Source organism: Arthrobacter sp. Soil_N43 (genome assembly GCF_057655195.1).
In genome coordinates this window covers 38,702-51,286 of record NZ_JBDGML010000095.1, presented here as the reverse complement: position 1 = coordinate 51,286, position 12,585 = coordinate 38,702, and the positions used below count along the sequence as shown (strand labels likewise).

Annotated in this window: 11 protein-coding genes; 3 read left to right on the top strand and 8 right to left on the bottom strand. The window is 65.1% G+C overall.

The genetic code is table 11. The features are described 5' to 3' along the window. Window positions 1–19 precede the first annotated feature (19 nt). On the top strand, window positions 20–658 hold the full coding sequence (locus AC3A3W_RS12040; RefSeq protein ID WP_487443060.1) for a hypothetical protein: 639 nt from the start codon (window positions 20–22) through the stop codon (window positions 656–658). Window positions 659–802: 144 nt separating this feature from the next. On the opposite strand, the gene AC3A3W_RS12035 is transcribed toward AC3A3W_RS12040, so the two are convergent. Together AC3A3W_RS12035 and AC3A3W_RS12030 are read right to left on the bottom strand one after the other, a co-directional pair. Then, window positions 803–952, bottom strand: a complete 150-nt coding sequence (locus AC3A3W_RS12035; RefSeq protein WP_487443058.1) for a hypothetical protein — start codon at window positions 950–952, stop codon at window positions 803–805. A gap of 49 nt (window positions 953–1,001) precedes the next feature. After that, window positions 1,002–1,766, bottom strand: a complete 765-nt coding sequence (locus AC3A3W_RS12030; protein WP_487443056.1) for a haloacid dehalogenase type II — start codon at window positions 1,764–1,766, stop codon at window positions 1,002–1,004. 44 nt (window positions 1,767–1,810) lie between these two features. Here AC3A3W_RS12030 and AC3A3W_RS12025 point away from each other — a divergent pair, with 44 nt between their 5' ends. After that, a complete protein-coding gene (locus AC3A3W_RS12025; RefSeq protein WP_309990650.1) occupies window positions 1,811–2,431 on the top strand; it encodes a flavin reductase family protein in 621 nt (206 codons plus the stop codon). A gap of 94 nt (window positions 2,432–2,525) precedes the next feature. Here AC3A3W_RS12025 and AC3A3W_RS12020 read toward each other — a convergent pair whose 3' ends face one another. After that, entirely contained in the window at window positions 2,526–3,917 is a 1,392-nt protein-coding gene (locus AC3A3W_RS12020) for an SLC13 family permease (protein WP_487443054.1), read from the bottom strand. 12 nt (window positions 3,918–3,929) lie between these two features. Continuing rightward, window positions 3,930–4,748 (bottom strand): maleate cis-trans isomerase family protein, encoded by an 819-nt coding sequence (locus AC3A3W_RS12015; protein ID WP_309990644.1) that lies wholly within the window; start codon window positions 4,746–4,748, stop codon window positions 3,930–3,932. Between the two features lie 179 nt (window positions 4,749–4,927). On the opposite strand from AC3A3W_RS12015, the gene AC3A3W_RS12010 reads away from it, so the two are divergent. Beyond that, window positions 4,928–5,713 carry an IclR family transcriptional regulator gene (locus AC3A3W_RS12010; RefSeq protein WP_487443052.1) on the top strand — a complete coding sequence of 262 codons (786 nt, stop codon included), beginning with the start codon at window positions 4,928–4,930 and terminating at the stop codon, window positions 5,711–5,713. Between the two features lie 33 nt (window positions 5,714–5,746). On the opposite strand, the gene AC3A3W_RS12005 is transcribed toward AC3A3W_RS12010, so the two are convergent. The 4 genes from AC3A3W_RS12005 to AC3A3W_RS11990 are packed head-to-tail and all read right to left on the bottom strand — an operon-like array spanning window position 5,747 to window position 12,471. Continuing rightward, window positions 5,747–7,006, bottom strand: a complete 1,260-nt coding sequence (locus AC3A3W_RS12005) for a Wadjet anti-phage system protein JetD domain-containing protein (protein ID WP_487443050.1) — start codon at window positions 7,004–7,006, stop codon at window positions 5,747–5,749. Then, on the bottom strand, window positions 6,996–10,406 hold the full coding sequence (locus AC3A3W_RS12000) for an ATP-binding protein (protein ID WP_487443048.1): 3,411 nt from the start codon (window positions 10,404–10,406) through the stop codon (window positions 6,996–6,998). Before AC3A3W_RS12000 ends, AC3A3W_RS12005 begins: the two co-directional genes overlap by 11 nt. Further along, window positions 10,403–11,032: a DUF4194 domain-containing protein gene (locus AC3A3W_RS11995; protein ID WP_487443047.1), complete on the bottom strand. Its 630-nt coding sequence runs from the start codon at window positions 11,030–11,032 to the stop codon at window positions 10,403–10,405. The genes AC3A3W_RS12000 and AC3A3W_RS11995 overlap by 4 nt, the downstream gene beginning before the upstream one ends. Then, on the bottom strand, window positions 11,029–12,471 hold the full coding sequence (locus AC3A3W_RS11990) for a DUF3375 domain-containing protein (RefSeq protein WP_487443045.1): 1,443 nt from the start codon (window positions 12,469–12,471) through the stop codon (window positions 11,029–11,031). Before AC3A3W_RS11990 ends, AC3A3W_RS11995 begins: the two co-directional genes overlap by 4 nt. Window positions 12,472–12,585: the final 114 nt, after the last annotated feature.

Sequence of the window (12,585 nt, the reverse complement as noted above, 5' to 3'; positions counted from 1 at the left end):
AGAGCAACACAAGAAGGCTTTGGCTGCCGCAGACTATAAGCAGCAGAATGTTCTGCACTCGATCGGGCTTCCGGTCGGCTTCGTCCAAAGCGGGCAAAGGCCAGAGGCTCTGCGGCAACTGTCACAACGCCTCGAAAAGGAATGCCGATTGCAGATGAACAAACGGACGCTGAAAGAAGACGGGTTCACCGGATTCCGATCGTTCGAGCAACTGGACATCAACCGCGTTCCGCAGGGACCCGGCATCTATGCAGTGCTCAAACCCGAAGGCTTCGAGCGGATGTTTCTCGCAAAGAGCGTTGGAGGCCGCTTCAAGAGGCGGGATCCATCCCTGCTTCAAAGCGTGCTGGAAGCCGAGTGGATTGAGGACGCGGATGTCCTCTACATAGGAAAAGCAGGCCCTGGAAGCACCGGCAACCGCGGGCTGCGGAAGCGCATTCAGGAGTTCTCAGATTTTGGCCGCGGGAAGCCCGTTGGCCATTGGGGCGGGCGGCTCCTCTGGCAGCTCGCCGACTCCCAGGCATTAGTCATCGCGTGGAAGGAGTTCGCACCAGCCGAGGTCAATCCTGCCGAAGCCAGATATCAGGCGGAGTTCGTCAGAACTTATGGAAGATTGCCTTTCGCCAACCTGGTCCAGGCCAGGGCGACGGGAGTCTGAATGCCTGAGCGGCAATAGGACGCTCAGGCGGGAATGTGCCGGATTCTCATAGCTGCGAACACTCCCGGAAGGTAGGGCGCATGCCTTCCACAGCCGACGACCGAAAGACCGGCAGCCGCCCGCCCTACTGCCCTTTGCTTGGCGTTACGGTGCTTTGTCTGGCGACAGGGCATTCAGCCTTGCTTTTCTGGCTGCCGCTACGAGTTCCAGGTCGTAGGCAATCAGCACGTCCGTCTGCAAGCGGATAGCGGTGGCCAGATGGATGGCGTCGGCGCTGCGCAGCTTTCCCGGCATGGCGGCGGCGTAGGTCGGACAGCATTTTCCGCGGTGTCCCCCTCGGATGTCACGAGGCGCAGGAGGCTCGCGCCCCGAGCCCGCGGGCAAGTTCGCTGATGCTTGATACGGAAAGGTCCCAATCGCTCTCCGGTGCCAGGTCTGCTGCCTGGCCAGGGCCATATTCGGTGGGGCGTGCGACGAACGCCGTCGCCAATCCCGCCTCCCGGGCAGCATGCAGGTCGTCGTTGTGGGCGGCGGCAAGCATCACTTCACCGGGCCGGAGATCCAAGACTTCAGCTGTTCGAAGGTAAGCCCGGGGCAGCGGCTTATAGGTGCGGGTCAGGTCCGAGCCGATGATCACATCCCACGGCAGGCCCACATTCCGGGCCATGTTTAGCAGCAGGGAGGTGTTGCCGTTGGAGAGGGGGCCTACGATATAGCGGCGGCGGATGGCGGCCAGGCCCTCGACGCTGTCCGGCCATGGCGGCAGGCGATGCCACGACTTGTTCAACTCCTCCAGTGCCCGTAAGTCCAGCCGGTCCGGAGTGAAGCCGTGGCGGCGGAGCACGTGGTCCAGGTTCTCGCGGTGGAGCGTATCCAAGGTGGCGAATTCACGGGATCCGGAGCGGATGGCCTCCATCGCCGGCTGGTAGAGGGCGCGCCAGTCATCGGCGAACGTCTCGGCGTCAAGGTCCTGCCCGTGTGCCGCCGCGAAGGTGGCCGCCTGCCGGGCAATGCCCGTGCGCCAGTCCACCACCGTGCCGAAGGTGTCGAAGAGGACGGCGCCCACCTCGCACCCGGTTGATGGTGAGTGGTAGGGCTGGAACCCCATGTTCTGTCTCCTTTGCTGGCTTCGCTAACCGTTAGTCTGGCAGCATGCGAACTGATTTCAGCCCGGCCGTCACGTCCGCCCGTGATTTTTATCGGTTACTCACTGCGGTGGTGGTGCCCCGGCCCATCGCGTGGGTTTCCAGTGTCTCGCCGGCGGGCGTTGACAACCTTGCACCGCACTCGTTCTTCACTGTGGCGTCCACAAATCCGCCCATCGTGCAGTTCACCTCGGTGGGGGAGAAGGATTCGTTGCTGAACATCATGGAGTCAGGAGAGTTTGTGGTGAACCTTGCCCCCACCGCGCTGCTGGAGGAGGTAAACGCCACCGGCACCAATTTCCCGCCGGATGTCAGTGAGTTTGATGCCGCCGGCCTGACCCGCGAGCCGAGTCTCACTGTGGGTGCGCCTCGGGTCAAGCAATCGCCAGCGGTGCTCGAATGCCGACTCCACTCCGTCCTGGAGATGGGAGACTCCACCTTGGTTTTCGGCCAGGTGACGCACGCTGCGGTCAGTGACGCCGTGCTGGGCGGCAGCCACCCGCGAATTGACCTCCTGGAGCCGCTGTCCCGGCTGGGCTTGGACGAGTGGGGCACACTGGGCGCCGTCCACGACCTCAAGCGGATCCGGCTCAAGGACTGGCCGGGTAATTTTCGTCCACAGGCTTAGGGCCGGCTCAAGCCGGCCGCTAAGAAAGCCCCTCGCCTCAAGAGAGGGAAAGGGGTGATGACAGGCCACCCCTTTCCCTCCAGACATGCGCCGGTCAGCCGAGACCGAGTTGGACAAACAGGAACCACACGAGGAGCGGCACCACGCCGATCATCGCGATGGCCCACAGAAGCAGCGCGCGGAAGAACATGCGCTCGTCCTTGGGCTGCGCGCTCGCCATCAGCAGGGCACCGCTGGTGGACATCGGGCTCACGTCAACTACCGAAGAGCTGATGGCGATGGCCGTGACTACGCCGATGGGGGTGAGCAGCGGATCCATGGCGATCGGTTCGACTACCGGGCTGATGACGCCGAGGGTGCCGGTGGTGGAAGCGAAGGCCGAGACGATGGCCACCACATAACTCGTGATGAGGGCGGCAAGGGAGCTGTTGCCCAACCCTGCGATGCCTTCCTGCAGCTCCTTCAGCGCACCCATCTCTTCCAGCATGCCCACGTAGGTGACGATGCCGGTCACCAGGATGATCGCGGACCACGGCATACTTTCCACTGCCGGCTTCTGCACGCCCGAGTCAAGGACGATCAGCACGGTGGCAATGACCAGCGAAGCGACTCCGACATCCATGCCCAGGACGGTGGTGAGTACCAGCAGGGAGGCGATGCCCACCAGGGTGAGGATCCGCATGGGGGTTGCGGCTACCTTCTCGGGGCCGGTCTTGACGGCGTTTCCCGTAGCCGTAAGAGCGTGGGCCGGGGCGGTGAGCACAGCCGTTCCCGAGCCGGACGGATCTGACGCGCCGCGTCCAGCGGGAGCGTCAGCGCCGCCGTCGTGCTTCGCACCGCCGGCCTCAGCGGCTTGGTGACCCGCGGCCCCCTTGGCCGCGCGCCGCTTCATGATGGCCTGTACCAAAACGTAGGCGAGTACGGCCAGGATGGCATTGAAGACGAAGCAGTAAGCGTAGAGCTTGAAGGAGCCGTCCGCGGCTCCCGCGCCATCCAGCATCTTGTTGGCCAGCACGCCGAAAGGGTTGACCGGTGAGAATGCGCCAGCGTTGGCGCCTTGGACGATTACGAGGCCCATGGCCAGCGTGCTAATGCCGAACCGCATGCCCAGGGCCAGACCCACGGGGGCCACGATCGCGATGGCTGCAGGGGTGAAAGCTCCGGCCGAAGCCAAAGCGGCAGTCAGCAGGAACATCAGGATCGGGACCAGAATTTTCCGGTCGCCCGCGAGCCGTTCAGCCCAGTAGGCCAGCAGGTCAATCGTGCCGTTGATGCGCACAATGGCGAAGAGCAAAGTGGCGCCGACCAGGATGAAGAACAGTCCGGCGGGGAACTGGCCGATGACGTCCTTGATGGACATGCCCGCCAAGAGCGTTCCCACGCCGAATGCGGCGACGGTGGCCAGCAGGCCGGCGTTGATCTTGGTGAAGGATCCGATCGCGAAGGCGGCCACTAAGACCAGGAATGCAATGAGTGATAGGGACATGGTGCCAGCCGCCTAGGAGTTGGCGGAGGTGAGGACGCCGGCGCCGGAGAGCAGGCTGCCCGCTCCGGCGATGGCGGGCTGGTGTCCGAGCGCCTTGAGGATCTCGTAGGTGGTGGCCGTGGCCGCCGTGATGACGGGCAGGCCGAGCTCGTCCTCCACCGCCTGGACGGCAGCCAGTGACGGCATCTGGACACAGGCGGAAAGCACGACGGCGTCCGCGCCTTCGCGCTGCAGGCTGCGGGCAAGCGCGGGGAGGTTCTGCGGGTCAAGGCAGCCGACCTCGAGGTTGTCCGCTACCTCGAGGCTGATGGCGTCCAGCACCGTGATGCCGGATCCCTCGATGTAGTCCACCACCATCTTGGTGAGCGGCTTCATGTATGGGGTGATCATGGCCACTTTGAGTGCGCCGATTTCCTGCAGGGTGCGGACCAGGGCGCCGGCGCTGCTGGTCACCGGGGCAGGGTGCCCGTTTCCGGCTGCGGCGTCTGCAATCACTGTCTCCGAACCCTCGTGAGCTCCGGGGCCCTGGGCCATGACGGCGACAAGGCAGGCGTAGGCAATGACGTCCACATCGGCGTCGGAAACCGCCTCCGCGCAGTCGGCTGCCTTGCCCACCATGGCCAGGAGCTCTTCCCGGGTGACTTTCTTCATACCGGCGCGGGCAGAGTGGAAGGTGTAGTTGTGGCCGGTTGCCTCGGCCTGCCGGCGGAACAGCTCTGGCAGCTCCGTCTCCATGGTGGTGTTGGAGCTTGGGACGATGAGTCCCACCCTGGACGAGCCCGGGCGCTTGGGTTCCGGCGCGGTTTCGCAGGTGGTTTCGAGGGTGCTCATGATTTCTCCACGTCTTTGTGCTGGGGCTTGATCAGGGAAACCCACTTGGTGGGTTGTGTTCCCATGATGTGGGTCGCTCGAATAGAATGTCAAATAGGTCACGTTCCTGTGGCCCGGCTTCCAGCTGACTAAGCTGGAGGCTGCTCGAGGAGAAGCAGTGAAGCGAAGGGACGTCAACGGTGGCAACGGAACCGGGAGTTGGGGGCCCACCCCTGCTGGTCCTGCACAAGGTGGCGGAGATCCTGGATTGTTTCTCTGTCGAGGCTCCGGAGCCAACGCTGCAGCAGATCATCCGGAAGACCGGCCTGCCGTCCAGCACGTGCCAGCGCCTGGTGCAGAACATGCTGCGGGAGGGCTTCTTGGACCGCGACGGGGACCGGTACCGGATCGGCATCGGGCTGGTCCGCTGGGCCACCCCCGGGACGTTCGGGCTGGACGTGGTCCGGCTGGTGAAGCCCGTTTTGCAGCAGCTGCGCGATGAGACCGGCGAAACGGCATGCCTGTATGTCCGGGACGGGGCGTTCCGGACCATCGTCGCCGTGGCGGAGACGCGCCACGTGGTAATGCGGCCCTTCATGGTGGGGATGGTCATGCCGCTGCACGCCGGAGCCCCGGGCAAAATATTCCTGGCCTTTGATCCGGAGGCCTGGGGCGCCCTGGAGGAGCACGGCCTGGACCGCTTTACGCCCGACACCCCGAACTCCGTCGAGATGCTCCGGGAGCAAGCGAAGGTGGCTAAGGAGCAGGGATTTTATGCGGCTTTCGGGGAACGGCATGAAGACGTCGGTTCAATCAGCGCACCCGTGTTCGACCACGCCGGCCGCCTCGCCTGTGCCATAGGCCTCGGATTTCCGACCCAGCGGATCGCGCCCGCCGACGTGGAACGGCTAGGGCCGGTGGTGGCCCGGGCCGGCCTGGGAGCCAGCCGTGCGCTGGGGTATGACGGCCGTCAATCCGACGGTTAAGGCTGCTGTGGAAGGCCGGCTGGTTCCACAGGCTCAACCACCGAGGTGCTTGAGCGCCCAGTCCCAGCGGATCAGCTCCTGTTCGAGGCGGACAGCGGTCCCGTAGCTGTCATCGCCCAGCGACTCATACAGCACAGCTTCCTCGGCCGTCAGCCTGGACAGCGCCACCCTCGACGGCGATGGCTCCCGCCCCCAGGCATCGCGGTGTGCGAGCAGTGTTTCCTCATCCATCAGCACGCTTTCCACATGCGGGTGCACGGCGCGCAGCTGGTCCAGGATCCGGAAACCATGGGTGTCTATATCGCCCCAGTACAGGACTTTGCGGTCCCGCAGCCACGCCGCATCCCGCAGGGACGAGAAACCGTACCCGGCGCCGTAGAGGGCCACTGTGCCCGGCCGATCAGGTAATGCGAGGAAGTTGACCTGGTTCTCGGTTGTGATCACGGTGTGCACGGGCAGCTGCAGTTTACTGAATGCCTCCGCTGTCACCGTGAAGTCGTGGGCGTCACCCAGAGCACCAAGCGTGGAATCCAGGAGCCGGAACCGGACCAGCTCCGGCGGATGCAGGAAGCCGTGTCGCGCGGCGAAGCGCGCAGCCGGGGTGCGGCCAGCCGGACCAGCCAGGGCCGCATCCTCCACCGCCCCGATCACAGGCTCATCGTCCGCCCGACCCGTCTGAGCATCTGCGAGCCCGACCCGCAGCAATGCGACCATCTCGTCGATGACCTTCCGGTGCGCTTCGATGAACTTCGTATGCACACCTGGCAGGCTGAGCTGCCTCAGGTAGATTCCCGGCGACGGGTTGTCCCGCAGCCACAGCGCCACGCGCGCGCCCTTCAGCGCGGCTTCGTCCAGTTCCAGGAGCTGCAGCGGCCGCTTCAGCGCCCAGCTTCGCAACGCCTCGCAGGCCGTTGCGTCCAGCTCCGCCAAACCGGCCACAAGTCGGCGGAACCGCGCGGCTTCCTTGGCCTTGCCGGCGAAGGCGACCTCATCCTCGGCCGTCTCGAAAACTGCCGCTGCCGGCAGCCGGTTGGAGCCGATGGTGGTCCGGCCGACCTCGACCGTCTCGAGACGGTAGGGACCCGCCCCGGCGGACAGTTCAGCGGCCCAGCTGCGGGCCGCAGCGTAGTCACTGAGCAGCTCCGTAGCCGTCGGGCGTTTCAGCGTCCGACGGCGGGGATAGACGTCCGTTTCTTCCAGCAGCTCCCGCAGCAGCGCACCGCTGTTCCACGCCTTCAGCGACAGCGCCCGCAGCCCCGCGATCGTGGTCCAGGACAAGGGTTCACCCGGCATGCCGGTCCCGTTCGTCGCGGTATTCCTGGATGGTCATGTTGCGCAGCTGCGAGTCGTCGCCGGTCGTGTTCGCCACGAATCCCACGTGCGAGATGAAGGGCTCGATCACGTGGATCTTCTGCAGCGGCGTGACGATCAACAGCTGGAGCCTCATGCGCTGGAACAGCTCCAGGCCGTACCGCGCGGACTCGTCGGACCCACGCCCGAACGCTTCGTCAATCACCACGAACCGGAAGCTCCGGTCGCTGTGGGCCTTCTTGCCCGCACTCCCAGCACCGTTCCCCGGACCGGAAGCCAGCCCGAATTGGAACGCCAGCGCCGCCGCCAGGATCGTGTACGCCAGCTTCTCCTTCTGGCCGCCGGACTTGCCGCCCGAGTCGGTGAAGTGCTCGAACTCCTCGCCCGTCTCGGTCCACTTTTCCGACGCCGAGAACGTGAACCAGTTCCTCACGTCCGTGACCTTGGCCGTCCACCGCTCATCCAGCGTGGTCAGGCCCTCCCGGCCCCGGAAACGCTCAATCAGCCGCTCCACCTGCAGGTACTTCTGCTCCGAGTACTGGTCCTCGTCGCCGATGGTCCCCTCCGAACAGGCCCGCAGATCAACGCCGAACTCGCGCACGTCCTGATCCGTGGTGTTCTGGTGTTCCAGCTGGATGTGCCGCCCCGGGTTGTACTCGATCCCCGACAGCGACTGGTTGATCTCGCCGATCCGGTTCACAATGTCCTGCCGCCGGCTGTCCAGGAACGCGTTGAACGCCACCACCTCGTGGATGGTGTTCTGGTTCAGCGACTCCTTGAAGTGGGCCTCGAACCGGGGAAGGTCGTTGCCGACCAGCTGCTCCAGCAGCCGGTTGTAGTCCGCGGCGGCCTCGAGGGCGGCGTCGATGTCGGTGGTCTCGTTGGGGTACTTGTTGCGGAAGTCAGCCATCAGCCGCACGGTGCTTTCCGCCGCCCGGGCGATGCGCTTGGACAGCGCATCGATGGCGTCCGTCAGTCCCGAGCGGACGGAGCTTTCCACCGCGCCGGTGTTCTTGTACGTCAGCGTCTTGTCGCTGAGCGCTCCAGCGGTGAGGCGTTCGACGGCGGCCAGCACTCCGCCGTCGTCCGTCAGCGGAGTCTCGGCGAGAATGCCGCGGCATTCCTCGATCGCTTCCGCGATGTCCCTGGAATCCTTCTCGTTGGCGCCCAGGCGTTCACGCAGCTTGCCGGCCTTATCCTCCAGCCGCTCCAGCTCCGCAGCCACGGCGGACTCGTTCGCCGTCAGCTGCCTCAGCACATCGCTGGCGGTTTCCAGCTCCAGCTTCTCCGCCCTGAGCTCCTCGACCCGCCGGGCCGTGAGCTGCCAGCTGATCTCGCCGAAGTCCGCCACGGAGCGCACGGTGCCGAGCTGCTGGTTCTGTCTGCCCAGATCACCCAGCGACGCGGTGACCTTCTTCAGCTGGCTTTCGGTGACCTGGAGCTGGCCCTTGAGCTCGTCCTGCTCGGCGAGGAAGCGGCTGATCTTGTCGTGGTTGTCCCAGCCGAGCACGTAGTTGCGCCGGTCCGTCAGTTCCCGACGGTCGTCCTTTTCGTGCCTGCCACGGCCTCCCTTGAGCTGCCCATTCACGGTCAGCGCCTTGGGATAGCGGCGGAAGTCCTCGAGGGTATCGCAGCAGACATGATCGAACCGGGTGGCAAGTTCATCCAGCAGGAAGTTGCGGAACGGCGTGCCCGGCTTGATGGTGATCTTGGAAGCGAGGGTGCCCGCCGCAGCTGTCTTGGGCGCGGGGGATTCCCCGATCTTGAGGTACACCAGGCGGCCGCGAAGGTTGTTGGTGTCCACCCAGCTGCTTACCGCCGCATAGTGCTCGGCCGGCACCAGCAACGACAGTGCGAACCCGTGCAGCGTCCGTTCCGCCGCACCCTCCCACGCGCCCTCGCCGTCACGGACCCGCAAAAGCTCGCCGGCATACGGCAGCGCGGTGTCCGCGATCCCGGTGCCGTCACACAGCCGACGGCGGAGCTCCAGCTGGGGGAGCGGCAGCAGGTTGGGGCGGGACTGCAAGCTGCGCAGCTCGGCGCCGATCTCGGCCAGCCGCGCCGTCTGCTCGGTGCGGGCGATGGTCAGCCCGGTGCGGCTCTCCTGCAGTTCATCTGACTGGGTGCCGAGGTCCGCTTCGACCTCTCCGAGACGGGCCCTGTTGCCGTCGAAGAGCACGCGGTCCTCCGGAGACCGGAGTCCCAGGTCCGCCGCGGCGGCAGAGTACGTTTCGAAGCGCTGCCGCTGGGTCCGGGACTGGTCAGCGAGCCGCGCGACCTCCGCATCGATCGCAGCCAGCCGGCCGCCGCCATTGGTCCGGATATCCTCCTGAACGGCGGACAGTTCGTGCCGCAGCGCGGTAATCCCGGTGCGGAGTTTCGCGCTGTCTTCCCGGTACCGTTCCCCGGTTCTTTCCAGCTCCGACTGGTGCTCCAGACTCAGCTGAAGCTTCCGGTTGGTGAACCAGGGATGCAGCTGGTCCCGCTGCCCGCGGGCCAGCTCATCCTCGAGGCTCAGCTGCGCGTGCTGGGCGGCGCCGTTCCGGATCGGCGTCAGAAGCGCGATCTGGTCCTTGGCCCGCAGCACCGCGTCGTGGGCCTTCTTCAGGTCATCGAAGTGGTGGATGAGGTTGCTGATGCGGGCCGCAACGTCATCCTCCTCCAGCATGTTGGTGCGCACGAAGGAGGTGATGTTCTCCACCTGCTTCATCGACACGGTGCGGTGGAACAGGTCCATGGCCTGACTGCCGCTTATGCCGAACTGGCGTTTAAAGGCCGCCGCGTAGGGCTCAAAGGTGTCGTGCACAGCAGCGCCGGCCGCGCGGAGCTTCTTTTTTAGCTTTGCCGGCTCCTGGCCGAAGTTCGAGAAGTCGCCGGCGATCGTCTGGTCCGCCTCGGCCAGGGAGTAGAAGCGGCTGGGAGTGCCCGCCTCCTGTGTGGCCCACAGGGTGATGGCCAGGGTGACCGATTTGTCCAGCACGGCGTTGTGGAAGACGGCGAGCACCACCGTCAGGGCGCCCGGGCTGCGCAGTGCCACGGGTTTGGAGTACTCGCCGCCGGTGCTGCGCGTGCTCTTGTGGAAGCCCCGCACATAGGACATCAGGGAGCGTTCCTTCTTCTGCGCGCCCGCGGCCTTGTTGTATTCGATCCGGTTGGCGGGCAGCAGCAGGGTGGTGATGGCATCGACGACGGTCGACTTCCCGGAGCCGATGTCGCCGGTGAGCAGGCTGTTGGCGCCGTCCAGGCGGAAGGTCCGCACTCCCTGGTGGAACGTGCCCCAGTTCAGCAGCTCCAGACGGTGCAGCCGGAAGCCCGGGGGAGTACCGCCATCGTCCGACTTTTCTTCCAGGCTGAAGAGGGTGTCCTGCAGTTCCGCACTCATTTGCCGTCCAACTCCGTTGCCGCTGTCCCTGCGAGCGACGCGTGGTAGTCCGCCAGGCGGGCGTCGAACTCCTCGAGCCACTGGGCGTCCACGAACGCCTTGAGGATGCGAGCCACCTCGTACGTGCCGGGCTGTCCGCGGAGCTTCCGCAGAAATCCGAGTTCCACCACCTTCTTGATATCGGTGGCGAGCCGGTCCATGATCCTGGCCTCGTTGCTGGATTCGGGCAGGAACACCGCGACCATGTCGGCAATGTCCTGCTCGGTCATGATGAGCCGGAGCTCGCTGCTGTTGGTGTCGAATTCGAGCATGCGGCCGCGCAGGAGGGCGAGCAGCAGGCTGACGTTAAAGGTCAGTTGCCGGCGCGGGATCAGCCGGGGAAGCGTGCCGTCCTGGTCCTCGCGCGACTTCAGGAACGCGTAGCCTTCGGAATCGTCCAGGATCAGGTCCAGCCCCAGCACGGAAACATAGTCGCGGACCTGGGAGGACAGACCCAGCAGCGACTGCCAGAGCTTCTCATCGCCTTCGGCGTAGAGCACGCCTTTAAAAAGCCGGGTGACGACGCCGGGAAGCTCCTCGGGCGTCCGGGTTTCCATGGTCGCGTCCGATGCTTCGACCGGGTTCATGCCGGCCTTCCGAAGATGATCTGCTCGATAGTTGCTTCGCGGATACTGCCGTCCGGCAGGTGCCAGGAGACCTGCTGCGTGGCTTCCGCGTAGATGCTCGCCCAGTCCGACTCCGTGGCCAGCTGGTAGTAGGTGAGGATCTCGGCAAGTCCCTGGGATAGGGGGTAGGCGGCAGTGACCTCCGCGAGGGTGGCCTGCTCCGCGTCGGCGAGGACCGCGTCGATATTGGCTTTGAGGCGATCCTTATCCACGTGGAACTGGCTGAACAAGGCACCGGCGTCCACGTCCGCGTCGTCTGCAGTCAGGATTTCGTCATCCACCATGACCCTCCGGCTCGGCTCGTACAGCGGGCGTTCGAACGGCAGGGTGATGTCAACCGACGGCGCGGCGATGGCGATGAAGTCTCCCGACGGCGGCTGCTCGCGTGTGGCGAGTGCGCCGGACTCGACGCTCCGGATCAGCTGCATGATGCGCCTGTTTTCCAGGAACACCTTGTCATCCAGCAGGCGCCGCATCTGCTGGGATAGCTGGCGGACGGTTCCCTGGGTCTGCTCGACGGCGGGCAGCCAGTCCTGGTGCAGGTTGGTCACGGCATGGAGGTTGTCCACTTCGGCAAGGGCTTCGATGTGTGTGGCGCGCTCCAGGAGTTCCCGCAGTTCTGTGCGTAGCTGCGGGGACATGAGGTAGTCCCAGAAACCCTGGAACGTCCTGCCCTGCAGCGAACTGCTGATGTCCTGCTGATTGGCAAAGATCGACTCCAGCAGCTCGCCCTGCGTGCCGTCCCACGTGGCAATCTGCTCGCGGACCTGGCGGTCCAGCTTGCGGAAGTTCTGTTCGACCTCCCTGAAATCGGAGAGGAGATCCTTCGCCAGCGTGGTCAGCTGCTGGAAGTGATCCATCGCTTCCGGGGCAGTCATGACTCGGATATTGCCGCTGCGGATGCGCTCCATCTCGGCATCGATGCCGTCGCGCTGCCGCTGGAGTTCGTTGAGCCGAACCTCCGGATCCCTTTCGGACTGCTGCACCAGCTGTTTGAGCACAGCGAAGATGCTGGTGAGCCGGGACTGGGTGGCCACGAAGTCCCGACCGCGCAGGCTCTCCACCCAGCGGACCACGTCCTCCGTGGCGGGGGTGAGGTCGTAGCGGGGCTCGTCCTGTCCCTGAACGTAGTACTTGCGCAGCCAAGCCCTTTCGGGGGCTGCCCAGTCGTCCAGGTACTCGGACGCCTGGCGCGGGAACTTGTCCTCACCATAGGCATCCCGCAATCCGAACAGAACGTCGTCGAGGCTGTCGATGAGCTGCTGGCGGCCGAGGTTGCGCTGGTTGGGGACGGTGAACGCCGCCATGAAAAAGGAGATAGCGAGCGGGGCGTTCTGGGCGCGGAGCAGGGACCAGCCTGCATGGTTCTCACGCAGGGCGTTGATTGCGTAGTAGTCCATCCGGTCCTCTGTGTTCTGCAGCTCACATACCGTCAGTTCACTCTAGTGGGAGCCGCGGACATTTTCTGTGGAGCATTGTTGGAGCGCAGGACGCGCAGACGGTCAGGACACACT